The sequence below is a fragment of the Lactiplantibacillus sp. B652 genome (assembly GCF_023806745.1).
Lineage (GTDB): Bacteria > Bacillota > Bacilli > Lactobacillales > Lactobacillaceae > Lactiplantibacillus > Lactiplantibacillus pentosus.
In genome coordinates, this window is sequence record NZ_JAMSKY010000016.1 from 34,192 (window position 1) to 56,702 (window position 22,511).

The following is a 22,511-nucleotide window of genomic DNA, read 5'->3' on the forward strand; positions in this document are numbered from 1 at the left end:
TACTGACAAGTTTGTCAGGTTGTGGTAGGTTGAATGCAAAGTGAATTATCTAATGGAGGGATCAACATGGCAGAGTTTCCAATTCTATATCAAACCCAGGCAGTGAACGAAGACGGCATCCAAGGGCAGGCCTATGTGCCAGACGGGTTACAAGTATCAGTTTCGAGTCCACTCAAACCGGTCGCCGGCACTAATCCGGAACAACTGATTGGTTTAGCGTTGAGCACTTGTCTGAATGCGACCTTAGAGGCCATCGAAAAAGAACACGGACAAGCGCACCAGAGTAAAGTCGTGACGACGATCAAAATGTCCCGTGACCGTTTTGGCTACCAATTCTTCTTGGACGCAGCGGTGACGATTCCAGAGGTGGATGCGGCGACCGCCAACCATTGGATCGAAATCGCGGAGACCCGTTGCCCAGTCGCCAAACTAGTGGGGGCATCCGCTAACGTGACCATCCATTTGGCCGAGTAAGCGCAGGACGTGAGTTAAAGCGATCTATTAGTCAGAACTGCACATTAGTAATAGCAACATTCAGTCCAACCAACACCTTAGTAAAAGCAACGTACTTAGTCAAAATCACACAATCGTCACAATAAAATAGCAATCAAACAAAACATGGCTTGTGCCGCAACCCGAATTGGTCGCAGTGCAAGCCATGTTCAGCTTAGTGCTGTGAATGCAACTTCATCATCAAGTGGTGTAAGGCTGGCATTTGGCAATGGTGGTCCGCCATCGTCGTTTGAACCTTGTCAACTTGTTGTAAGGCGAGCTGCTTGGTCTTCTCACGCTCGATTTTGAGCTGTTTGCTTAGTGCTCGCGACTTCCAAAAGCCGTGAACGCCAATCGCAACTGGGACAATGTGCAGCGCCGTCGTAACTGGAATCAACCAGGGATTCTGTTTAAATAGCTGTAGGACCTGGGTATGGTGTTCGTGGAGATTCTCGTGAATAAGTTTAGGTGTCAACATCGAATCACGCTCCTTTATCATTAACGCTATCATACCTTAAAATGCAACCGTTGTCATTGATACGCTGAAATTGCCTGCAGACGCAAAACCGCTCGTTTCAAAGTCAGGGATGACTTGTAACGAGCGGTTTAATCTTGTCAGTATCAATGGCTGACAGTTTTTACATTGGCTGGGTCTGTTTCCGGTATGTTGAAATTCGATGAGCCACAATGCTTTAAGTTTCGTCGTCCGCCTTATTCATACGACTATGACGGATACCGTAACCGAAGTAGATGAGTAGACCGAGCACGAACCAGGCTAGTGATGCGAGCCAAGTTTCGGCTGAAAGTTGGGTCATCATGAACAGACACAGTAACCCCGAGATAATTGGTAAGACCGGATAAAATGGCACCCGGAATCCTTTGATCTGGTTGAGCTTTGGATTGCGCCGGAGCAATAAGATACCGAATGAAACGAACGCAAACGCAATCAGTGTCCCGATGTTAACCAGGTTAGCGAGTTGGTCGAGTGGAATCAAACCACCGAGAATCGAAATGACGATTGTCACAGTCAACATGGCGTTTTTAGGCGCGTGATGTTTGTCAATTTTACCTAAAAACTGGGGCAATAAGCCGTCCCGGCCGATGGAATAGAGTAGTCGTGAACTACTGTAAATCATCGTGACCATCATGGTGAACATCCCGGCGAGGGCGCCAATCGAGATGATGCCGGCAACAAAGTTCTGATGAACGAGTTGCAATGCGAAGGCAACGGCATCGTCCACGTTGAGTTGCTTGTACGAAACCATCCCAGTCAACACGCCTGAAACTAAGATGTAGAAAACGGTACAAATCACCAACGTTCCAATAATCCCAATCGGCATATTGCGTTTGGCATTTTTGACCTCGGCAGCGGATGACGAAACGGCGTCAAAGCCCAGGTAGGCGAAGAAGACGACCGCCGCTCCTTTTAGAATCCCCATGCCGCCAAATGGTGCAAACGGCGTCCAGTTGCTTGGTTTGACGTAGAATGAACCGACCAATAGGAATAACACGATAATGGCGAGTTTGACGACCACGATAATATTGTTCAAACGAATCGAAGTCTTTAAGCCGGTGTCAATGATCCAAGCAATCAAACAAACAATTAAAATTGCGACGACGTTAATGTAAGTGCCGTGAGCCGGGTCAAACGAACCAGTAATGGCTTTCGGCAACTTGAGTCCGAAGCCAGCAATGAACGAATTGAAATATGCTGCCCAACCGACTGCCACTGTGGCGACGGCGAGCACGTATTCTAGGACGAGGGCCCAGCCGATGATCCAACCAATCATTTCGCCGTAGACGATGTTGCCGTATGAGTAAGCCGAACCGGCAATCGGCAGCACCGAAGCGAATTCGGCGTAGCACATTGCGGCCACCGCACAGACGATGGCGGCTAGGACGAAGGATAAAATGATGCCGGGACCGGCCTTAGTTGCGGCGACTGTCCCGGGTAGAATAAAGATACCAGTCCCGATAACGGCACCGATACCCAGCGCAATCAAGTCGACTGCTGAGAGGGTGCGTTCAAAATGACTGTCTTTTTGTAAATAGCGCTCTAAATCTTCTTTTTGGAAGATGCGCTGGAAAATCCCCATAACATGGACCACCTTTTTGGTTATTTGTAACAGTTGATTGTCATTATCGACAATTTGCCATGCTCATATGATACCGTGGTTGATTATTAAAAGTCAATTAGAACTAACACTTTTTATTCTTAATAATTAAGGAAGGCTCCGCTGGTTTTGCAGAACGGCCAAGTTATGATGGCGAAAAATTAGCCGATGACGGATAGTTGCTAGTTGATAAACACTGTCTAAATACAGTTAAGACCAGTAATTATCAAAATCTAAGCGAAGTTAATACGTTAAACTGTTAAATCGATACGCTAAAGCTTATAATATTGTTATCAATAGCGTTTATTTCAAGAATGGTGGGATTAAAATGGCAGCGGCAATCGATATTACCGGGCAACACTTTGGGCGGTTAACAGCGATGTATCGGGCAGGACGGGCGAAAAATGGCAATGCCTTATGGTTTTGTCAGTGTTCGTGTGGGCGCACTTGTGTCGTAGATTCTTACGTTTTGCGCCACGGCAAGACGCGGAGTTGTGGCTGCTTGGCAGCTGAACAGAGTCGGCGCAATATCTTCAATAATCCGGAAGTCGTGTCACGGATGGGTGATCCACGGAATTTGAAGATTCATGACCATCACACGGATGTGAGCTCACTCAAGAAGTCCAAGCGCAATACGAGTGGCGTGGTTGGCGTGAGCTACGACAAGCAGTCGCATTCGTGGGTCGCACACTTTTACTTTAAGGGCCACTATGTCCTCAACAAGCACTTTGACCATTTTGAAGATGCCGTGCGGGCCCGGCACGCAATTGAACAACAATATTTGTTACATCAGGAGTAAATAACTAGCTTGTACAGTTCTGGAGAACATCCGACTAATGAGGGGCGCGGAGGAAGGGCCTCTTTTTCGTGTTTGGTCAAATGCAGAATCATTAAAAGTAGACGTATTGGTGAGTTGCGTCAGTGTTTGTTCGTCATACTCCGACTTCCGGGGCCGGCTGACAACGCTGGAACGCAGCCGACATCGATTTGAACTCACGCAGAAAATCACTGAGCAATTTCAAAGATGAGCGTTTCACCCCATGGTTGCTTTGAAATCCAATCAATTCGGTGCAGGCGGGTTACAGGGTGGTTGAGTTCTGATAGAATAAGCACTAAACAACTTATCAGAAGGAGGCGACGTCCGTGTCAACGATGTTAGTTGTCGAGGATTTATCAGCAGTTGGGGGAATCTCGCTGAGTGCGGCTTTACCGGTGTTAACGGCGATGCAATACGAGGTCGCGGCATTACCGACTAGTTTATTATCAACGCATACAAGTGGTTACGGGACACCAGCCGTGGTCGACTTAGCAGATTGGTTGCCACGGGTTTTTCAACATTGGACGCAGGCTGAACTGAAGATTGACCAGGCGTTGATTGGCTATCTAGGCTCGGTACCACTGTGTCAATTAGTGACGCAGTATTTGGCCCAACAACCGTTAGACTTATTAGTGGTCGACCCAGTTTTAGGCGACTTAGGCAAACTGTATCAGGGCTTTGATCAGCAGTATGTCGACGCGATGCGTGATTTGATCAAACACGCGGATGTCATTTTACCAAATACGACTGAAGCGGCGTTGTTGACGGGGATGCCGTATCAAGAAAATCCCGATTTAACGGCCATCTTGCCAGCGCTACAACAGCAACTAAAGCCCGGGGCACATGCGGTTATTACGGATGTCCAGCGGGGTAAAGAGATCGGCTGTGCGTGGCTAGATGATCACGGCACGGTTCAATTCTATGGTCAGCCACGGTTACCCGGTCACTATAATGGCACCGGCGACACGCTCGCAGCGGTGATTGCGGGACTGTTAGGGCAGGGCGTCGACTTAGCGGCTGCCTTGAAGCGGGCCAATCAGTGGTTGCATCTTGCAGTCGCCGAAACGATTGCGCAGCAACGAACAGATGAGCGTCAAGGGATTGCCTTGGGCCAACTGCTTCGTGCAATTTTGAGCGTTCATTGAGCCTGGAACATGTTATACTAAGACGTAATTCATAATTAGGAAGGTGCGACTTCATGAGTACAGAAGTAGCAAGTGGCGCGGTCGTCTATCAGCAAAAAGACGGTCATCCCGCTTATTTATTATTGCAGAGCGCAACCAGTGATTTCTGGGGGTTCCCTAAGGGGCACGTTGAAGGCAACGAGACTTTAGCGGAAACAGCCAAACGCGAAATTCGTGAGGAGACGCAGATTGACGCGACGTTGGATACGAATTTTAAAGCGTACACGGAGTACGATTTACCAAACGGCAATTTGAAGCAAGTGACCCTATTTGTCAGTGAAGTGCCGAGTGGCGTGGTGGTGACGCGGCAAAAAGCTGAAATCAGTGCGATTGGCTGGTTTGACTATGCCGCAGCCCGCGAACGACTGACTTACGATAACTTGAAAAAAATGCTGGACCAGGCGAATGCGTACATTGAACAACACCTGTAAGCCTGAACGAGCGTAAAAAAATTACTGGTGCCGTCGCATAAACGGTACCAGTAATTTTTAAACAACTTTTTTTAGATGTGGCTTAGGCCTGAGTTTTTAAGTTTGCAACTGCATCTTCGATTGTTACGCCTTCAGCGAACAATTCTGGATGAAGTTTGTCAGTTGCAACAAACATTTGGCGTTGCGTATCTAAAACAATGCTGAACCAGCTATTCGTTTTTTGAAATTGCATATGACAAAACTCCCTTCTGAAAATTGTTGGTTTGCTACGAGATGCGTGAATCATCTATTTGAACCTTACAATCTCGTTACTATACTCGGTTTACCGAGCTAACGCAAATGAAAAGCTTTACATGGACTAAAAATGGAGGTTAATTTACTTTGACAAAGCAACGCATCTTTGTGATTACTGGCCCGACTGGGAGTGGCAAGACAACGGTCAGCCATTACTTGTGGTCGCAGTATCAGATTCCGCAAGTTATCACTCATACCACCCGGGCACCGCGAGAAGGCGAAGTGAGTGGCCGTGATTATTACTTTGAAACGCCGGCTAGTTTTGCAACCAAACATTACCTCGAACACGTCACATACAGTGGCAATCAATACGGGTCTTCACGGGAAGGCTTAGCGGCCGCCTGGGAACGCTCGCCATTAATTAGTATCGTCTTGGATACCGCGGGCGCGATTACTTATGCCCGTGAGTTAGGTGAGCAAGCCGTCGTGATTTACCTGGAAGTTGCGGACCAAGAAGCACTGATTGAGCGGTTGACTAAGCGTGGTGACCAACCAAGCCGGATCCAAAAACGGGTCGCCAGTGAGGAATATTTACGGGACCAAGCGTTGCCAGCCGGGTTAGTCGGGCACGCACACGTGTTGGTCAATGATGAGTGGCAGGCCACACAACGTCAACTGGACCAACTAGTGGCAGAGTATGGTGCGCCGAATGCCGTTTCTAAGGACTAGCTCGTTGGATTCACCGGGCAACAAGATTCACTTTTACCGGTGACTATGCTAAACTAAATAGTAATGATTATGATTTAGTCGAGTCCTGGTCGGTAGGAGGCAACAAGCAATGGAAACACCAATTGAACAAGCCGTCGCGATTTTACGCCGTAATCAACTCAAGATTACCAAGCAGCGGCAAGCACTTTTAGATTATCTGGTCACCTATCAGGACCATTACGTCGCCATCTCGGAAGTCGATGAGCATATGCGTACGCTATTTTCAGGGATGAGCCACAATACCATTTATCGAAATATCAAGGAATTTGAAACGTTGGGCCTACTCGAATTGAAAGCCCAGGCGAACCAGACGCTCGTGAAGTATCAGTGTGACTTCAAGCACCAGCACCATCATCATTTTGTGTGCTCGAACTGTGGCAAGGTCACGGAACTCGAGGCTTGTCCGCTGGATGAATACGAAGCGCAACTGCCTGGTTGCACGATTACCGGGCATCGAATCGAGATTTATGGGTTGTGTGCGGACTGTACGAAAAAACAAGCGTTGAATAGCTGACGAAAGGTCGGCTTTTTTTATGGCGGCTGGCGGTAAAGAGTTTATTAATTTGGGTTGGAATTAGTGCATTCTACCCGTGAGCATGGTTTAATTATAGATTAGAAAGAATAACAGGAAAGCCTCAGAAGGGAATGACATCGATGGCTTATCGAACACCACCATTTATTTCACCATTTGCAATCGTGTCGATCGTTTTAGCGCTCGGCGCAACCAACGTGGTCGTTAATAAAACCACCCATACTGTGAATGGTGCCAAGGCCAGCAGCAGTGTCGTCAAAAGCTCGTCAGCGACTTCAAGCAGTGCGAAGAAGAAGGCCGCTGATGATAGCTCCGATGAAAGTAAATCCAAAGACAAATCGAGTTCGGATTCATCCACGGATGATGAAGATAACAACTCAAGTAGCAGTAGTAGTAGCAATACAGATGACAACGATAACAGCAGTAGCGCGGACAAGACCAGCAGTACGTCGAGTTCGACGACGGATACAAGTTCTAGTACGACGGATGACGACGATGCTTCAAGCAGTAGCAGCAGTGCCGCCACGACGACGGATGATGACGATGATGATAGTTCATCGACGACCTCATCAAGTGCAACGACGACGTCCAGCTCGACGACCACACAGTCAGCGACGACTACTACTGACGACGGGAGCGAATAGTGAATGTTTAGTATTTTAGATATGATTAATCATGCGTTGGGGTACGTCAACGTCAATGTTAAGATTAAAAATCAAATTTATATTGGCATTGGTATCGCTGGTAACCTGTATTTGGGCTACGTCGCCATCCGCTTGATGCAAAACGGTGCGTGGTTACGCGGTATCCTCTACATGTTAGTCTTCTTGGCGTTGATTTACTTTATTACGTTAAACGTGATTTATTACTTTACTAATAAGACAGCCAAGTATGATTTATCACCGAAAATTGAAAAATTGTTAGGCGGTAAACCAAAGGAAGCGTTGGCCGCTGAACAGCAAGCGCAAAATAACCAGCAACAACCCTACATTCCGGCCAATGGGATTTTTGATGGTCAGGAATTATTGCCGGCCACGGTCAAAACGTCGCATACCGAACAGGAAAATGTGCATCAAATCGTCGATCAGTTGCAAGCGGCTAATATCGTGCGGTTGGATTACGGTGGCATGAGTGATGATGCGGTCATCCAGCAGGCCCAAGCAACCGGCGAACCGGTATATGCGATTGGGCAGGGGATTCAGATTCCATTTTCACAATTGAAATTGGAAAACCATCGCTTGGTCATCTATGCGGGTATCAACCAGATGGACCAGTCACCGGTCGGGCATATTACGAAGGTCGGCTTGACGGATGTCCACGATGCCCATGAGGACTACAAGCTGTATCTTGCTTCAACAGTGATCACGGGCGGCATGAGCAAAATCGCAGGTCGGACCTCAGCCATTGAGCAGCCAGGTGATTACCAGGTCACGGCGCAGGTGGCGTATGAGGATAGGCAAGGGTAAGAGTAAGAGTGGTTCTAAAGGCGGTTAGTTTGTGAGCATTAACGGTAAACGGGCTATCATCCTGGGCTTGGATGATGGCCCGTTTAGTGTTAAGCGGAGCAAACTGCCTTTAGAACCACGTTTCGGCTATCTAGGTAGAACGGCTGGTCATCCGGTTTTGGGATGATTAGCGGAACAGGGTTAAGCGGAGCTGGCTGTGGCTTTTAGCACGTTTCGACTGTAAAGATAGAGAGCGGTAGGTAAAAGGGCTATCATCCTGGGCTTGGATGATGGCCCGTTTAGTGTTAAGCGGAGCAAACTGCCTTTAGAACCACGTTTCGGCTATCTAGGTAGAACGGCTGGTCATCCGGTTTTGGGATGATTAGCGGAACAGGGTTAAGCGGAACTGACTGTGGCTTTTAGCACGTTTCGACTGTAAAGATAGAGAGCGGTAGGTAAAAGGGCTATCATCCCGGGTTTGGATGATGGCCCGTTTAGTGTTAAGCGGCCCAAACTGCCTTTAGAACCACGTTTCGGCCATCTAGGTAGAACGGCTGGTCATCCGGTTTTTGGATGATTAGCGGAACAGGGTTAAGCGGAGCTGACTGTGGCTTTTAGCACGTTTCGACTGTAAAGATAGAGAGCGGTAGGTAAAAGGGCTATCATCCTGGGCTTGGATGATGGCCCTTTTAGTGTTAAGCGGCCCAAACTGCCTTTAGAACCACGTTTCGGCTATCTAGGTAGAACTCGGGCTGGTCATCCGGTTTTGGGATGATTAGCGGAACAGGGTTAAGCGGAGCTGACTGTGGCATTTAGCACGTTTCAATGTAAGCAGTAAATCACAAGTATTCAAAAGCGCGCAAAAACCGGTAGCTATCTGAATTCAGATAACTACCGGTTTCGTCTTAGTTAAGCAGGATAACGAATTTTTAACTGACCGTCGATTACTTAAAGAGTTCCAAAATATCCAATGGTTGTTCAAACCGGTGCGCCACATGCACGTGTTCCGCATTCGGGTCCATCCCCCAGGAAGCTAAACCAAAGTCAACGTTGGCAGCGTGGGCCGTTTGTTCGTCACTCAGCGAATCGCCGATGAAGAGGGCGTTTTCTGGCGCAACGTTGACCATGCCGAGTGCCGTCAACAATGGCTGTGGGTCGGGTTTCCGCCGTTCAGTATCGTCGGCACTGATGGTCACGGTCATCCGCATCATGAACGGATAATTGCGCATGCCGCTTTCAAGTTCATTGCGACGTTGTGAGGTCACGATACCGAGGCGCAAGTCAGCAGGTAGCCGTTCGAATAAGGTCGTGATGCCTGGATAAAGGTCGATTTCATCGTAATGACTCGCCATCACATCTTCATACTGTGCCTGAAAATGGTCGAATTCACTGGCAGCAATACCGAGCTCGGCCATGGCTTGTTCAGCGGCCATCGGAAAAGTCTTTTGGGCCTGCGCATCGCTGAACGGTTTGCCATAAGTTGCCAAAACTTCCCGCATCACCGTCGTGTAGGCTGGTTGACTATTCGTTAACGTCCCGTCAATATCAAACATCAGTGCCTGGTAAGTCATAATAATCGTTCCTTCCAAAGTGGATTTACTCTCAGTATACCAAATTGACCCTTGACAGTGCTGACAACAACCATTATAGTTAGATTAACAATTGATGAGGAGCTAATGATATGTCATTACCGTTAAATTCATTAAAATCTAGAACTAGCTTTTACTTTTGGTATTTTCGCTAGTGTTTGTGCCCGCTGCTTAGGTGCAAACACGAATCCGATGTTTGCATCGATGCGGTTGCCAAAAGTATTTTGTGATTTAACGGCGCCCATGGATGTTTGAAAATTCCAAGGGTGGCTAATAATTCTGTATTTGCGTTGTCGCGCACCCTTTGAATTTTCAGAGGGTGCGCTTTTTTCGCTCTGATCCAAGCCGCTTCCACCAACTAAACTTAACTAAAATTCGGGAGGAACCCCTATGTCAATTAATGCAGAAACACTCGTCCAACAAATGAATCATGAAATCGCGGCGATTCAGCCGTCTGATATTTTAGCCTTCAACGCCGAGATCGCGTCGATCCCCGGCATCGTTCGTTTAACACTCGGTGAACCAGATTTCAATACACCGGAACACGTTAAGCAGGCCGCGATTAAGAGTATCGAAAACGATGAAAGTCACTATGCGCCTTCGAATGGGACGATGGCGTTACGAACTGCGGCAGCCGACTTCTTAGCGAAAAAATACGATGTGCATTATGACCCAGCAAGCGAAGTGATTATTACCGCGGGGGCGACTGGCGGCATTTACACGGCGTTAAGTTCAATTTTGAATCCTGGCGATGAAGTCTTGATTCCGACGCCCATCTTCCCATTGTACATTGCCATCGTGAAGTTGGCGGGCGCCACGCCGGTATTTATGGATACGTCCAAGAACGGCTTCGTGCTCTCGCCAGAACAATTACAACAGACGCTCAACGACCATCCTAAGACCAAAGCCGTCGTCTTGAACTTCCCATCGAACCCCACTGGTGTGACGTATCGGCATGATGATTTGAAGGCGTTGGCGGCTGTCTTAGCGGACCAACCAATCTTCGTTTTATCAGATGAAATCTACAGTGAACTGACCTATGGGGAGCGGCATGAATCGATTGCATCTTACTTACCAGAGCAGACGATTTTACTAAACGGGGTCTCAAAGTCACACGCGATGACCGGCTGGCGGATTGGCATCATGTGTGCGCCTAAGGCAATTACGACCCAACTGGGAAAGATTCATCAATTCACGGTGACTTCGACGACCACCAATGCCCAAGCTGCCGCGACGGAAGCACTCAAAAATGGCCTCGATGACGCGCAACAAATGAAGCGCGAATACCAGGCCCGTCGCGATTACTTGTACGACGCGTTAAATCAACTGGGCTTCAAATCTGCCAAACCAGAAGGGGCATTCTACCTATTCAGTAAGATTCCGGCCGGGTTGCCACAAGACAGTATGGCATTCTGTCGTGAATTAGCTCATGAGGCGCGCGTCGCATTGATTCCCGGAAGTTCATTTGGCCCTGGTGGTGAAGGCTACGTTCGCATCAGTTATGCCGCATCCATGGCCGATTTGAAGACGGCCGTTGAACGAATCAGTCAATACGTTGCCAGCAAAGCACAGGAGGCCAAGTAATCATGAAAATTTTAATGTATAGTGTTCGCGATGACGAACAGGATGCCATTCAAGCGTGGGCTGTAGCACACCAAATTCAGGTCGATACCAATGACTTAGAATTCCACCCGGATACTGCAGGCTTGGTCAAGGGTTACGATGGCCTCGTCATTCAACAACGGAGTCCAATTGGCGGCGATGCTAGTTTGTATCAGGATTTGGCTGCGGCTGGGTTGAAACAATTGACCAGTCGGACGGCCGGGGTCGATACGATCGATATTCCCGCTGCCAAGGCTGCCGGGTTAGTGGTCACCAACGTACCGGCTTATTCGCCGAATTCAGTTGCTGAAATGTCGGTGGCACAAACGATGCGTTTGATTCGGAACTTGGAACTGTTTGACCAACGTATCGGCCAACAGAACTTCCAGTGGGCGGGGTTGCAAGCACGTGAAATCCGGTCGTTAACCGTTGGCATTATTGGCGCTGGTCGAATCGGTGGGACGGCAGCCCGCTTGTTCCACGGTCTCGGCGCTAAGGTGATTGCCTACGATGTCGTACGGCATCCTGAGTTAACCGACGTTTTGACCTACGTCGATACTAAGGAAGACTTGTTACGGCAGTCGGATGTGGTCGACTTGCATGTGGACCTCAATCCAACGTCGCAAGGTTTAATTGACGCAGCGGCGTTAAAAGTCATGAAGTCGGATGCCTACATTATTAACGCCTCACGGGGGCCAGTCATTGTGACGGCTGACCTGGTCGCAGCCTTAAAAGCAGGCGAAATCGCGGGCTGTGCGCTGGATACGGTCGAAGGTGAAAATGAGTTGTTCAACCAAGACCATCAGGGCGAAGTATTGCAAGATACCAACGTGGCGCAACTCATGCAGATGCCGAACGTGATCATTACGCCACATGTCGGCTTCTACACGAATCTGGCGGTCAAAAACATGGTCGAGATTAGTTTGGATGACGTCGTGACGATTCTGAACGGTGGCACGAGTGAACATGCCTTTTAACTAAACTTGAAACCAGACGCGGTGTGGGCACGGCGACGGTTGAGTAAGACGCTGATAATGGTGTTAATTGATTGAAAAATAGTCGCTTCGGGAATTTAATGGTAAATTCTTGAAGCGACTATTTAAATTTAAGTGTGATTCAATTATATGGGGCTAAGTTTGGGTGCAAATTGAACGGATGAAATCAGTCGGATACCTGCCAGAGCCATGTCAGGTGAAGGGTCAGCTAAACGTCAACTAATCGTCAACTGATGCCGACCGCTAACCAGCCGTTGTCGAGCAACTGGTGATAGTGGCGACCGATTGGCACCCAGAGTTTTGCTTGTAAGATGCTGCGCAGTTCATCCCAGAAGAGTGGGTCCCGTTGTTCGTTGGTCGATAAATTGAGGCTCAAGTATTCGCCAGTCTCCGTTTTGGCGATGACAAATGGATAAAACACCTTGATGATTTGAGCGGCGATAATATTGGTCATGTTGGTGGCTTGGTCAATTAACATTTAATCAGCTCCTATCGATGATTGTCATTGAAATGAGTCTAGCAGGGATTAGTAAAGAAAGCTTATCGAAAGGATTAACGAAGCGTTAAGGTCGTTTGTTAACCGGTCAAATCATGAAATTTATGCCTGAGAAGCATTGGTTGGCTGCGGTAGTGGTATGATTGACCTAATGAGCGGGTCGGAATAATAAAATTTTTATTAAGTGTATTGATAAATTCTTATTACAAGGCTGAAAAATGCTGATAAAACACGAATTATAGGCGAACTTATGACTAGATTGTTCAAGATATCTAAATGGATTCAGTTAATTTAACTGAAAACAGCGGATGACTTTCTCACTATTTTATTGATATCGAACAATATTTGACTCCTTTTTGACAAAATTACTAATTATGTATTAAACTATTTAAATAGCATTAACGAAGAATAAGGATTTCTTAACTTTATAAATTAATGCAATAATTCTAGACCGTCAGTCAATAGGCTGATAGAGAAAGCGAAGGTGACTGCAATGTCAATGATCGAATTTCACGACGTCGAAAAGTATTATGGTGATTTTCACGCCCTCAAAAATATCAATTTAACGATTAATGAAGGTGAAAAAGTTGTTTTGATCGGACCTTCTGGCTCAGGCAAGAGTACCTTGATTCGAACCGTCAATGGTTTGGAACGAGTCCAGTCAGGTCAGTTGTTAGTCAATGGGTTTGATTTGGCGGACCGCAAGACGGATATGAACAAGATTCGTAAAAATGTCGGCATGGTCTTCCAACACTTTAATCTATATGCCAATAAAACGGTGCTCGAAAATATTATGATTGCACCGCGGTTAGTCTTAAAACGGCCAGAAGTGGAAAATAAAAAGCTGGCGATGGACTTACTAGATAGCGTCGGCTTGGCTGACAAAGCCAACAGTTTTCCAAGTCAATTATCTGGGGGCCAGTCACAACGAATCGCGATTGCGCGTTCGCTCGCGATGAAGCCGAAGTGCCTGTTATTTGATGAACCAACCTCTGCGCTGGACCCAGAAATGATTGATGATGTGTTGAACGTAATGAAGAGTGTCGCGGAAGACTCCAGTATGACCATGTTAGTCGTGACGCATGAAATGGGCTTTGCCCGTGAAGTTGCGGACCGGGTTATTTTCATGGCTGACGGCGAAATCCTGGAAGACGATGCGAAGGAAAAATTCTTTGATGGTCAACCAACCAATGAACGGGCCCGTCAATTCTTGAGTAAAATTATTACACACTAATTTGTAGGGGAGGACCACGAATGAAGAAGCTAAAACGACTAATTGGCGCACTCAGCATGCTCGCCGTGCTAGTGGTGGTCTTAACCGCTTGCGGTTCACGGCAGTCGTTATCGAAACAAGACGTTTTGACTAATGATAAGGCTAGCAAGACCATCACTTGGGGTGTTAAAGCTGATACGAAGTTATTTGGGTTGATGGACGTTAAGGACAACACCATCAAGGGGTTTGACGCTGATATCGCTAGAGCCCTCACAAAACGGGTGTTGGGTAAAGACGCCACGGCCAAGTTTGTGCAAGTGACGAGTCAAACGCGGATTCCGCTGTTGAAAAACGGGAATATCGATGCCATCATCGCCACGATGACCATCACCCCTGAACGGGAAAAACAAGTTGATTTTACCGATTCCTACTTTGATGCCGGGCAATCGTTGCTGGTGAAGAAGGGCAGTTCGATTAAATCGGTCAAAGATTTGAATAAAACTGGCACGAAGGTTCTAGGTGTTACGGGGGCAAACTCCGTTGAAAACATCAAAAAAGTGGCGCCTAAGGCCAAGGTGCTAGAGTTGTCAGACTACGCACAAGCAATGACGGCCTTGAAATCAGGCCAAGGGGTTGCCTTGACGACTGATAACGGGATCCTTTACGGGATGGCTGCTCAAAACCCAGGTTACGAAGTCGTCGGCGGGACCTTTACGAAGGAACCTTACGGGATTGCCGTTAACAAAGGGCAAACGCCATTGAAAAAGGAATTAAATAAAGCATTAAAAGAAATTGAAGCGGACGGGACGTATAACCGCATCTTGAAGAAGTGGTTTGGGAACGTGGCCGGCTTCGACTATAAGGAGGCGTCACGCTAATGGGATACATTCTAACGCATTATTGGTCAGAGCTGATTCAAGGTCTCGGATATACGTTGTTATCCAGTGTGATCGCTTTGATATTTAGTACGATTATCGGGACGATGTTCGCGATCTTCGAAGTCTTGCCTAGTCGCACGATGCGCATCATCGGCCGGGTCTACATTGAAGTTTTCCGGAACATTCCATTGCTAGTCATCGCGATGTTCTTCTACGTGATTATTCCGATGTACGTCGCCAAAATCGACGGTTTTACCGCTGGGACGATTGGGCTGACGATTTATACGTCGTCCTTCATCGCCGAAACGGTCCGGGCTGGGATTCAATCCGTGGACCCCGGTCAGATGGAAGGGGCCCGTGCCAATGGGATGACCTACTGGCAAGCAATGAGCAAAATCGTGTTGCCACAAGCCTTCAAAATCATCATCCCACCATTGGGTAACCAATTCATCAACTTGGTGAAGAACTCGTCAGTGTTAGCCTTCGTGGCTGGGTTTGATTTGATGTATCAAGCGAACTCGATTGCGTCGTTATCACTAGATACGATCAACAGTTACGTGGTCGTTGGGTGCTTCTACCTGGTGATTACGCTACCGCTCAGTTATTACATGCGGCATCTCGAGAAGAAGTTAGCTAACTAGAAGGGGGCGACGTTTCATGCAAAACTTTATTCAAGCTTATTCGTGGATAAATATCCGGTTCTTGCTCGAAGGACTCTGGGTCACGGTGGAAGTGTCCGTCGTTTCCATCATTGCCAGTTTTATTATCGGCTCGGTCTTAGGGGTGCTCCGCTACGTTAAAATCAAGTACTTGTCAGCGGTGGTCGGCTTTATCGTCGACATCATCCGGAACTTACCATTAATTTTGATCATCTTCTTTACTTATTTTGGCCTGCCACATCTGGGCTTCAAACCCGGCATTATCTTCGCAGCAATCTTAGCGATGACGATTTTCGAATCAGCCATGTTAGCTGAAATCATTCGTTCTGGGATCCTCGCGGTGGACTATGGCCAAATGGAAGGCGCCCGCGCCAACGGGATGAGCTACGTACAGGCGTTGTGGCATATCGTCTTCCCACAAGCCATCAAGAAGACGATTCCAACGATCGTGAGCCAATTCATTTCCTTGATCAAGGATACGTCACTGGCCACCATCATCGTGTTACCAGAATTACTGAACCACGCACAAATTATTTACGGGCAAAATTCAGCCTACATCTTACCAATGTTCTTGATGATCGCAGTCATGTACTTCATCATCTGTTACGCACTCTCCGTCTTATCACGGGTGCTGGACAAGAAGTTGGCATAGGGTGTTAAAAATCGTTCCGTTGTGGGGCGATTTTTTTGTGCGGTTTTTATAGGCCAGAAACAGCAAGCTCTGGAGGTCAAATTAGGTCGATGATTTGCTGACGAATATTAAAACGCCATAAATCAAAATAGTCACGAAAAACGAGCACTGCCAGAACATTTAATTCTGTCAGTGCTCGTTTTTACAATCCTGCCTTATTCTAATTTGAATTTAGACTAAAGTTTTCTCGCAATCAGCGTGTGGCATTCTGCCGCCGTTTCCAATAATAAATCGGAACGCCAATTGCGACGATGACTAGTGAAATTAGCACGCCGGAGAGGTCAGAGCCAATCTCACTAATAATCACGAACAGGGCGCCTAAGATGGCAATCAGCGGTGTTACTGGAAATCCTGGTGTTGAGAATGGCCGCGCGGATGCTGGATTGCGTTTGCGAAGGAGAAAGACGCCCACAAACGTCGCGACGTAGAAGCAGTACACTGTGAAGATGCACAGGTCTGACAGCCGGTCGGGATTAAAGAACAGAATCATGATGCTGGCGTACACTAAGATGGCAATGGTGGCCACAATTGGTTCATGCGACTTCTTGTGCAAAAAGCTGAGTTGCTTGGCGAATGGAAGCTGGTTCTGGTGCGCCATCGCATATACAATACGGGGGAACGTCATGATTTTTCCGTTCAAGCAACCGACCATCGAAATAATGATCCCGATGTTCAGTAACCGGCCACCAATCGTACCAAACGCCGCCTGAGCAAAGTACAAAGTCGTTTGTTGCCCTAGTTTGTGGATTGTGGCGGCTGGAACAAAATGCAAGATACCGTAACTTACAAGGGTGTAGGCAATTAACACCAGTGAGATGCCCAAAATAATGGCTTGGGGCAATAACTTTTGGGGATTTTTGATCTCGCCGCCAAGGTTGGCAACTAGAATCCAACCATCGTAGGCGAATAACGTTGCGAGGACCGCCACCCCAAAACTACCGGTTGATTGGCTGATCGTATGTAGGGACTGTCCAAAGGCGTTTTGATTACCGAAGAACAGCCCGAAAATGATAATTGCCGCAATCGGTAATAGTTTACCCAGTGTCGTGGCAATTTGAAAGGCCGCGCCCCAGCGGTTTTCGAACATATTCAAAATCCCAATCAAAACGATAACACCGATTGAAAGAGGCGCCTGCCAGCCAGAACTCAAATTAAAGAAACCGACTAACAGAATCCCTAGATAAGCGCCAATCGAGGCAATGATGGCGGGACCGTAGACTGCAATCTGCATCCAGCCAGAAAGGAAGCCCCAGAGCTTGCCATAGATTTGTTCCATGTAGACGTAGAGGCCACCAGTGTGCGGCATTTGCGCGCCAACCTCGGCAATCGTCAGGCCGGCCGTCAACGTGATCAGTCCACCGAGCAGCCAAGCAAGTAGCGCCGCACTGGGTGAACCAGCGCTGTCCAGAACGGATGACTGTTTGAAGAAGATTCCTGAGCCAATAACTGTACCCACGACGAGTGAAAGTGCCGACCAAAAACCGAGTGAACGGTTCAAGGTCGTTTCTTGTTTTGTTTCCTGCATGACCTGAATTCCTCCTTGGAGCAGTCAAATTATAAATGATTGCAATTAGCATACCAGAGATTACCGACGCTGACAACGAAATATCGCCCTTTCATGGGCCTGATAACGTCAAAATCCGAACTAATAACGATTTAGTAATAGGAAAGTTCGATAAAACCATCTAGTCGGTTTCCTGGAGCTACAGAAGATTCAGAGTGGCGGTGACAAGGCTGATTGTGCCATAAGTGGTTTATGCAGCAACTTATTTATATACAGATATTATCTGTTTTATTGGTCGGTCAAGTTACGCATCAGCTTATTCATCAACATCTGGAGCTGTTGCCATTCAGCTTTGTCCAGTCCGCCGCGTTCCGTTAAAATGTTAGGCAGGGTGTTCAAGACTTTGCGCGTCGTGACCCCGGCTTCCGTTAAGGTAATGAGCACGCTACGGTCATCGTGTGGATTGCGTTGACGTGCAATCAAACCGGCCTTAGTCATCCGTTTTAAAATTGGCGTAAGGGTGCCCGTACTCAAGTCGAGCTGGGCGCTCAGTTTTTTGACGGGAACGGCCTTGGGCGGATCAGCATAGAGTGCCACTAAGACTAGGTACTGCGGGTACGTGAGATGATGTTCGGCCAAGGTTGGCTGGTATAAACGTTGAATCGCATGAACCGTCGTATAGGCCGAAAAGCAGATGTGCTCGTCAAGCGGTCGAATGGGGGCTGTGTTCATATTATGACCACCTTTCTATTGTAATTTTGGTTGAATAAGAAAACTTGAAAACAGATTGTATGCAATCTAATTGCCTGGATTATAGCATATAATCGATAACATATGGGCTGCAGGGTCCTGCAAGCTAGTCGCGGATTGTTATTGTAACCGTTTGCCGAATCTTAGTGTATTCATTTCAGACTCGACTGCGATAAAAATAATTGGTTCGACGGGTGAAATACAGTATAATGCTACGAGTAAGTAAGAGAGTGGGGTTAGATTGATGGTCATTGCAATTGTGATAGTGTTGGCGATTTTCAGCATCGGGTTATTTGGCTTACTGTTAGCCGGTGCAAAACGCCAAGGCGCTGCTATTTTTGACCATTCCTTTGGTTTTGGAATGGTGATTGGCGCGGTGACTGATTTTTTGGATACGTTGGGGATCGGCAGTTTTGTGGTCTCAACGGCGATTTTTCAAGCCAGTCACTATTTAAAAGATGAACGCCAATTGCCGGGAACCTTAAATACGATGCATGCGATTCCGACCGCCTTTGAGGCCTTTTTCTTTGTGACGGCGGTCACCGTCGACCCGGTCACACTGATCAGTTTGGTGCTGGCCGCGACAATCGGAGCATTAGTAGGTAGTGAAGTTATGACGAAGCTCAATCAACGGTGGGTCCAATTGATCATGGCTGGCGCTTTGATTGTGACGGCGTTGTTAATGGCGGCCAAACTACTAGGTTTGATTAGTTTATTAGGGGTCGCCAATCAAGCAACTGGCCTGGTGGGCTGGAAGTTGATTGCCGGAATCGTGGGTAACTTTATTTTAGGCCTGTTAATGTCAGCGGGAGTCGGTCTGTACGCACCTTGCATGGTCATGGTGTACTTCTTAGGTTTGACACCGATTGCGGCTTTTCCAATCATGATGTTGTCCTGTGCATTATTAATGCCGATTTCGTCAGTTAATTTCATTCGGCATGACCGTGTCGATTACCGCGGGTTGTTTGGAATTATCTTAGGCGGCATTCTGGGTGTAGTCGTTGCGGCGACGCTCGTTAAGTCACTTTCTTTAACAGCCCTCAGTTGGCTAATCGTGCTCGTCAGTTGTTGGACGGCCTTTTCACTCTGGCAGACGGCACAACGGCAGAAAAATGCGCTATCCTAAATTTGAATCATAGCAGCGAAGTTGTTAAGCGTTCCATGAGCTAACAACTTTTTTTGTGGGCTGATGATGTGATTCGGTTACGCGTTGTGCTGATTATTGTTTAGCATAAAAATGATCAAATCATACCAATTATCAAGTTCAAAAGCAGCCAGCTGAGGATCGCTGGAAACAGTGCGAGTTAGCGTAAACCTGCTATATGCTGCGTCCTACTCCGTCTTCCAGGCATTCTGTGCAATGGCCGGAACGTGGTGGACACAGATTTAAGCCGGAAACCCACGTCTTAAATACTGGTCTTTCACCAACCAAGCACAAGACGCTTGCTAAGTGAAATTTCACCACTGGGCCTTGCCCAGAATACCTTCCAGCCGGGATGGTATTCGAAAGGCAGATGTGTGCGGACCCAACTTTTCGTTAGTTAGTCGTTGGTTCCTTGGCATAAGGTCATTTTCACGTTCAACTGTCAGACTGGTTTCTGATGATAGATAAGCTTCCTTACTCGTGCTTTAGGATTTTGGCAGTCAACATCACTGAACTTGCCAGATAGAATCTTGTATAATCATCTGAAATAGTAAAGCTTTGAATTCTAAATGAAGGCAATTTTACAGACTAGTTGCAAGACTAGTGCCGCTGAAATTATTGGTATTGAGATGAATGAAGAATATTCAGGTAATCTTCTGGGTGCCCAAATGTCATAAAGCATCAACGACACCGAATAAAAGTTTGACTGAAGGGCCAGTCACCTAGTGTTCAGTGCTCAATTGTGCCTAGTTAGGTGGCTGTTCATCCGCCATTCGAGCGGCTTCCCGACTGTAGGGGCTGGCTGACAATGCTCAGTAGCCAAATTATTCTTAGCTGGAAGTGGTCTTCTTCCGGCTTAGAATAAGACTCGTATTTGAAATTGCGCAGTGATTTTCTGCGTGAGTTCAAATCGATGTCGGCTTACGTTCCAGCAATTGTCAGCCAGCCCCGGAAGTCGGATTAGGACGATCACCGGCAGACGAACAGTAAGCCCCATACTTGGCATGATTTAATCATAGAACCTGACCAACGCAGCTGACATAATGGGGATGTAACGTTTTACAGTCCTCTGACCCTATCAGTTTAACAGCACGTGTAATCTTGACATTATACACAGCTAGCTGTATAAAAGATAGGGATGGTGATGGGATGAATCATGATGAAATGGTGGCTAGGCAAGTCCTAGTGCTGGCCAGGCAGATTACGCGCCGCCGTAATCAACATTTAAGAACGGTCGGATTAACGACTGAGCAGGCGGATGCGCTCGTCTTTTTTACCGATCATCCTAAGCAGACGGTGACGGCGTTTAAGACGCGCCAGGGTATCACACACCAGACGGCTCGTTTGATTGTCCAACGGCTACAGGCGCGCGGCTACGTCCAATTAGTGGTCAGTCCCACGGACGCACGGGCCAAGCAGGTGGTGGTGACGGCGAGCGGCCGTGCCAAACGCGCCCAGTTACGGCAACACGGTTGGCAAACGAGCGCGCAGATGTTTGCGCACCTCGATGAGCAGCAACAACAGTTATTCTTAGATTTGTTACGACAGGTCAATCAAAATTTAGAGAGCGATGAGAATTGATGAAGACGCGTTTATACACGCCAGATGTGAAGTTAGTCCTAGTAGCGAGTTTTTTCTTCCTAATGAGCCCGATGTTGATCAACCCGGTGATTGCCGGATTTGCCCATGGTATCGGGGCGAGTTCGGTGCTAGCGGGGGTGATTGCTGGGTTGACCAACCTCACATCCTTAGTTTTGCGGCCCCTGGCAGGTAATCTGACTGACCGGGTGTCGAAGTACCGGTTGACCTTTATTGGGGGCTGTCTGTTACTATTAGCTAGTCTCGGTTACAGTTTGACGACAAATGTTACCCTGATTATGCTACTGCGAATCGTGAATGGTCTGGGTTATACCCTCTGTTCCGTCTGCATGGCGACCTGGATGGCTAGTCTACTGCCACCCGACCGGATTGGTTCAGGGATGGGGATTTATGGATTAGCAAACGCCCTCGGCATGGCTTGTGGGCCCGCAATCAGTGTGTTTTTGTATCAGCATTACAGTTATCAAAGTGTCTTCTGGCTAGCAGCCGGTTGTAGCTTACTACTGGTGATCATGATTCAATTTGTGGGTGACCACGGTGAACCGGTGGCGGTGCCCAAGGCGGATGCACAGCAACGGCACTTTCGCATCGTCCAGCCGCGCGTGATTCCAGTTGCGCTGATTTTGCTCTTATTTTCTTTACCATACTTCGCAACGCAGACCTATATCGTTAGCTACGTGGCCGCGCGTCATTTTCACGTGGCCGCTGGGATCTTCTTCCCAGTTTACGCGGTGATTTTACTCGTCTTGCGGCTGATCTTACGTGACTGGTTTGACCGGGTGCCATTTAAACGGTTCATCTGGTTGTGCCTGATTTTTAATCTGCTGGGCTTAATTGGCCTAACGGATATGACCAACTGGGCGATGCTTTTGTTGGGCGCGGCCGGTTTAGCGGCCGGCTATGGCTTGATGTTTTCAATCTGTCAGGCCAAGGCGCTAACGCTGGTACCAGAAGCCGACCATGGTTTGGCCAACAGTACGTTTTACATTGGCGTCGACTTAGGGATGTCACTGGGACCGATTTTTGGTGGGCTGATTTCCAGTGTACTGTCGATGACCTGGTTCTACCCGGTCATGATGGTGACGTTGCCGCTAATTGTGATCGTCTATCTTGTGAGCCGGCGGGGGTTGGCTTAAAACGGCGGTAAATTAAAATGCCTTGAGTTAAAATGGTACGAAGATGTGAATTGAAACTTGATGAATACTCAAACGATGGACGTCCGCTAATCGTTTGAGCAAGCTGAATATGACAAAAAGGGGGTCTCTGTCAACCGGTGTTGATGAAGTTATATTTAGAATCCAATTCATTTACGAATTGGGTTCTTTTTTTCGATTTTGATTTTGAATTCAATTTGAATTCGATAAATAAAGTTTT

General features: G+C 47.5%; 25 protein-coding genes. 17 read left to right on the top strand and 8 right to left on the bottom strand.

The annotated features are described in order from the left end of the window. Positions 1–66 precede the first annotated feature (66 nt). Positions 67–474, top strand: a complete 408-nt coding sequence (locus MZO40_RS15015; protein ID WP_050339082.1) for an OsmC family protein — start codon at positions 67–69, stop codon at positions 472–474. Between the two features lie 193 nt (positions 475–667). On the opposite strand, the gene MZO40_RS15020 is transcribed toward MZO40_RS15015, so the two are convergent. Further along, positions 668–970, bottom strand: a complete 303-nt coding sequence (locus tag MZO40_RS15020; protein WP_021336718.1) for a hypothetical protein — start codon at positions 968–970, stop codon at positions 668–670. A gap of 214 nt (positions 971–1,184) precedes the next feature. After that, complete coding sequence (locus MZO40_RS15025) at positions 1,185–2,588, bottom strand: amino acid permease (RefSeq protein WP_105961959.1); 1,404 nt, start codon at positions 2,586–2,588, stop codon at positions 1,185–1,187. Between the two features lie 346 nt (positions 2,589–2,934). Here MZO40_RS15025 and MZO40_RS15030 point away from each other — a divergent pair, with 346 nt between their 5' ends. From MZO40_RS15030 to MZO40_RS15040, 3 genes are all read left to right on the top strand, one after another. Beyond that, entirely contained in the window at positions 2,935–3,405 is a 471-nt protein-coding gene (locus MZO40_RS15030) for an AP2 domain-containing protein (protein WP_105961960.1), read from the top strand. 353 nt (positions 3,406–3,758) lie between these two features. Then, complete coding sequence (locus MZO40_RS15035; RefSeq protein ID WP_225366783.1) at positions 3,759–4,568, top strand: pyridoxamine kinase; 810 nt, start codon at positions 3,759–3,761, stop codon at positions 4,566–4,568. Between the two features lie 53 nt (positions 4,569–4,621). Continuing rightward, entirely contained in the window at positions 4,622–5,038 is a 417-nt protein-coding gene (locus MZO40_RS15040) for a bis(5'-nucleosyl)-tetraphosphatase (protein ID WP_021336720.1), read from the top strand. An 82-nt stretch (positions 5,039–5,120) separates the two neighbouring features. On the opposite strand, the gene MZO40_RS15045 is transcribed toward MZO40_RS15040, so the two are convergent. Next, a complete protein-coding gene (locus MZO40_RS15045; RefSeq protein ID WP_003637935.1) occupies positions 5,121–5,270 on the bottom strand; it encodes a hypothetical protein in 150 nt (49 codons plus the stop codon). 149 nt (positions 5,271–5,419) lie between these two features. Between MZO40_RS15045 and MZO40_RS15050 the strand changes: the two genes are divergently transcribed. The 4 genes from MZO40_RS15050 to MZO40_RS15065 all read left to right on the top strand — a co-directional run bounded on the left by MZO40_RS15050 (position 5,420) and on the right by MZO40_RS15065 (position 8,038). After that, positions 5,420–6,001 (top strand): guanylate kinase, encoded by a 582-nt coding sequence (locus tag MZO40_RS15050; RefSeq protein ID WP_050339075.1) that lies wholly within the window; start codon positions 5,420–5,422, stop codon positions 5,999–6,001. A gap of 109 nt (positions 6,002–6,110) precedes the next feature. Further along, positions 6,111–6,554 carry a Fur family transcriptional regulator gene (locus MZO40_RS15055; RefSeq protein ID WP_003637937.1) on the top strand — a complete coding sequence of 148 codons (444 nt, stop codon included), beginning with the start codon at positions 6,111–6,113 and terminating at the stop codon, positions 6,552–6,554. A gap of 140 nt (positions 6,555–6,694) precedes the next feature. Beyond that, positions 6,695–7,216 (top strand): hypothetical protein, encoded by a 522-nt coding sequence (locus MZO40_RS15060; RefSeq protein WP_056952504.1) that lies wholly within the window; start codon positions 6,695–6,697, stop codon positions 7,214–7,216. A gap of 3 nt (positions 7,217–7,219) precedes the next feature. Continuing rightward, the gene (locus MZO40_RS15065) at positions 7,220–8,038 is read left to right on the top strand and encodes a DUF6681 family protein (RefSeq protein WP_088769941.1); all 819 of its coding nucleotides are present in this window, start codon (positions 7,220–7,222) and stop codon (positions 8,036–8,038) included. A gap of 923 nt (positions 8,039–8,961) precedes the next feature. Here the strand turns inward: MZO40_RS15065 and MZO40_RS15070 are convergent. Both MZO40_RS15070 and MZO40_RS15075 read right to left on the bottom strand, forming a co-directional pair. Further along, entirely contained in the window at positions 8,962–9,606 is a 645-nt protein-coding gene (locus tag MZO40_RS15070; RefSeq protein ID WP_225083542.1) for an HAD family hydrolase, read from the bottom strand. A gap of 113 nt (positions 9,607–9,719) precedes the next feature. Beyond that, positions 9,720–9,950, bottom strand: coding sequence for a hypothetical protein (locus tag MZO40_RS15075; protein ID WP_252133385.1), 231 nt, complete (start codon positions 9,948–9,950; stop codon positions 9,720–9,722). Between the two features lie 46 nt (positions 9,951–9,996). Between MZO40_RS15075 and MZO40_RS15080 the strand changes: the two genes are divergently transcribed. Both MZO40_RS15080 and MZO40_RS15085 read left to right on the top strand, forming a co-directional pair. Next, positions 9,997–11,190, top strand: coding sequence for an aminotransferase class I/II-fold pyridoxal phosphate-dependent enzyme (locus MZO40_RS15080; RefSeq protein ID WP_082230269.1), 1,194 nt, complete (start codon positions 9,997–9,999; stop codon positions 11,188–11,190). A gap of 2 nt (positions 11,191–11,192) precedes the next feature. Continuing rightward, entirely contained in the window at positions 11,193–12,185 is a 993-nt protein-coding gene (locus MZO40_RS15085) for a D-2-hydroxyacid dehydrogenase (RefSeq protein ID WP_105961962.1), read from the top strand. A gap of 244 nt (positions 12,186–12,429) precedes the next feature. On the opposite strand, the gene MZO40_RS15090 is transcribed toward MZO40_RS15085, so the two are convergent. Further along, a complete protein-coding gene (locus MZO40_RS15090) occupies positions 12,430–12,681 on the bottom strand; it encodes a hypothetical protein (RefSeq protein ID WP_088769937.1) in 252 nt (83 codons plus the stop codon). 511 nt (positions 12,682–13,192) lie between these two features. Between MZO40_RS15090 and MZO40_RS15095 the strand changes: the two genes are divergently transcribed. Genes MZO40_RS15095 through MZO40_RS15110 form a run of 4 tightly spaced genes read left to right on the top strand, consistent with a single transcriptional unit; the run spans position 13,193 to position 16,101 of the window. After that, positions 13,193–13,933, top strand: coding sequence for an amino acid ABC transporter ATP-binding protein (locus tag MZO40_RS15095; RefSeq protein ID WP_105961963.1), 741 nt, complete (start codon positions 13,193–13,195; stop codon positions 13,931–13,933). Between the two features lie 20 nt (positions 13,934–13,953). After that, positions 13,954–14,790, top strand: coding sequence for a transporter substrate-binding domain-containing protein (locus MZO40_RS15100; RefSeq protein WP_050339068.1), 837 nt, complete (start codon positions 13,954–13,956; stop codon positions 14,788–14,790). Then, a complete protein-coding gene (locus tag MZO40_RS15105; RefSeq protein WP_003637950.1) occupies positions 14,790–15,431 on the top strand; it encodes an amino acid ABC transporter permease in 642 nt (213 codons plus the stop codon). The genes MZO40_RS15100 and MZO40_RS15105 overlap by 1 nt, the downstream gene beginning before the upstream one ends. A gap of 16 nt (positions 15,432–15,447) precedes the next feature. Further along, positions 15,448–16,101: an amino acid ABC transporter permease gene (locus tag MZO40_RS15110; protein ID WP_003637951.1), complete on the top strand. Its 654-nt coding sequence runs from the start codon at positions 15,448–15,450 to the stop codon at positions 16,099–16,101. Positions 16,102–16,333: 232 nt separating this feature from the next. Here the strand turns inward: MZO40_RS15110 and MZO40_RS15115 are convergent, their stop codons facing one another. Together MZO40_RS15115 and MZO40_RS15120 are read right to left on the bottom strand one after the other, a co-directional pair. Then, a complete protein-coding gene (locus tag MZO40_RS15115; protein WP_088769936.1) occupies positions 16,334–17,665 on the bottom strand; it encodes an APC family permease in 1,332 nt (443 codons plus the stop codon). A 267-nt stretch (positions 17,666–17,932) separates the two neighbouring features. Continuing rightward, positions 17,933–18,376 carry a MarR family winged helix-turn-helix transcriptional regulator gene (locus MZO40_RS15120; protein ID WP_105961964.1) on the bottom strand — a complete coding sequence of 148 codons (444 nt, stop codon included), beginning with the start codon at positions 18,374–18,376 and terminating at the stop codon, positions 17,933–17,935. A 262-nt stretch (positions 18,377–18,638) separates the two neighbouring features. Between MZO40_RS15120 and MZO40_RS15125 the strand changes: the two genes are divergently transcribed. The 3 genes from MZO40_RS15125 to MZO40_RS15135 all read left to right on the top strand — a co-directional run bounded on the left by MZO40_RS15125 (position 18,639) and on the right by MZO40_RS15135 (position 22,273). Then, positions 18,639–19,520 carry a sulfite exporter TauE/SafE family protein gene (locus MZO40_RS15125; RefSeq protein ID WP_003637954.1) on the top strand — a complete coding sequence of 294 codons (882 nt, stop codon included), beginning with the start codon at positions 18,639–18,641 and terminating at the stop codon, positions 19,518–19,520. Between the two features lie 1,167 nt (positions 19,521–20,687). Further along, the gene (locus tag MZO40_RS15130) at positions 20,688–21,119 is read left to right on the top strand and encodes a MarR family winged helix-turn-helix transcriptional regulator (protein ID WP_050339061.1); all 432 of its coding nucleotides are present in this window, start codon (positions 20,688–20,690) and stop codon (positions 21,117–21,119) included. Beyond that, positions 21,119–22,273, top strand: a complete 1,155-nt coding sequence (locus MZO40_RS15135) for an MFS transporter (RefSeq protein ID WP_162936985.1) — start codon at positions 21,119–21,121, stop codon at positions 22,271–22,273. Before MZO40_RS15130 ends, MZO40_RS15135 begins: the two co-directional genes overlap by 1 nt. Positions 22,274–22,511: the final 238 nt, after the last annotated feature.

Excerpts from the sequence above, each read along its gene's own strand:
- MZO40_RS15015 (WP_050339082.1), top strand. The coding sequence starts at position 67 with ATGGCAGAGTTTCCAATTCTATATCAAACCCAGGCAGTGAACGAAGAC.
- MZO40_RS15055 (WP_003637937.1), top strand. The coding sequence starts at position 6,111 with ATGGAAACACCAATTGAACAAGCCGTCGCGATTTTACGCCGTAATCAA.
- MZO40_RS15130 (WP_050339061.1), top strand. The coding sequence starts at position 20,688 with ATGAATCATGATGAAATGGTGGCTAGGCAAGTCCTAGTGCTGGCCAGG.
- MZO40_RS15090 (WP_088769937.1), bottom strand. The coding sequence starts at position 12,681 with ATGTTAATTGACCAAGCCACCAACATGACCAATATTATCGCCGCTCAA.
- MZO40_RS15045 (WP_003637935.1), bottom strand. The coding sequence starts at position 5,270 with ATGCAATTTCAAAAAACGAATAGCTGGTTCAGCATTGTTTTAGATACG.
- MZO40_RS15025 (WP_105961959.1), bottom strand. The coding sequence starts at position 2,588 with ATGGGGATTTTCCAGCGCATCTTCCAAAAAGAAGATTTAGAGCGCTAT.
- MZO40_RS15085 (WP_105961962.1), top strand. The coding sequence starts at position 11,193 with ATGAAAATTTTAATGTATAGTGTTCGCGATGACGAACAGGATGCCATT.
- MZO40_RS15020 (WP_021336718.1), bottom strand. The coding sequence starts at position 970 with ATGTTGACACCTAAACTTATTCACGAGAATCTCCACGAACACCATACC.
- MZO40_RS15115 (WP_088769936.1), bottom strand. The coding sequence starts at position 17,665 with ATGCAGGAAACAAAACAAGAAACGACCTTGAACCGTTCACTCGGTTTT.
- MZO40_RS15065 (WP_088769941.1), top strand. The coding sequence starts at position 7,220 with ATGTTTAGTATTTTAGATATGATTAATCATGCGTTGGGGTACGTCAAC.
- MZO40_RS15040 (WP_021336720.1), top strand. The coding sequence starts at position 4,622 with ATGAGTACAGAAGTAGCAAGTGGCGCGGTCGTCTATCAGCAAAAAGAC.
- MZO40_RS15105 (WP_003637950.1), top strand. The coding sequence starts at position 14,790 with ATGGGATACATTCTAACGCATTATTGGTCAGAGCTGATTCAAGGTCTC.
- MZO40_RS15030 (WP_105961960.1), top strand. The coding sequence starts at position 2,935 with ATGGCAGCGGCAATCGATATTACCGGGCAACACTTTGGGCGGTTAACA.
- MZO40_RS15100 (WP_050339068.1), top strand. The coding sequence starts at position 13,954 with ATGAAGAAGCTAAAACGACTAATTGGCGCACTCAGCATGCTCGCCGTG.
- MZO40_RS15080 (WP_082230269.1), top strand. The coding sequence starts at position 9,997 with ATGTCAATTAATGCAGAAACACTCGTCCAACAAATGAATCATGAAATC.
- MZO40_RS15120 (WP_105961964.1), bottom strand. The coding sequence starts at position 18,376 with ATGAACACAGCCCCCATTCGACCGCTTGACGAGCACATCTGCTTTTCG.
- MZO40_RS15095 (WP_105961963.1), top strand. The coding sequence starts at position 13,193 with ATGTCAATGATCGAATTTCACGACGTCGAAAAGTATTATGGTGATTTT.
- MZO40_RS15035 (WP_225366783.1), top strand. The coding sequence starts at position 3,759 with ATGTTAGTTGTCGAGGATTTATCAGCAGTTGGGGGAATCTCGCTGAGT.
- MZO40_RS15135 (WP_162936985.1), top strand. The coding sequence starts at position 21,119 with ATGAAGACGCGTTTATACACGCCAGATGTGAAGTTAGTCCTAGTAGCG.
- MZO40_RS15060 (WP_056952504.1), top strand. The coding sequence starts at position 6,695 with ATGGCTTATCGAACACCACCATTTATTTCACCATTTGCAATCGTGTCG.
- MZO40_RS15125 (WP_003637954.1), top strand. The coding sequence starts at position 18,639 with ATGGTCATTGCAATTGTGATAGTGTTGGCGATTTTCAGCATCGGGTTA.
- MZO40_RS15110 (WP_003637951.1), top strand. The coding sequence starts at position 15,448 with ATGCAAAACTTTATTCAAGCTTATTCGTGGATAAATATCCGGTTCTTG.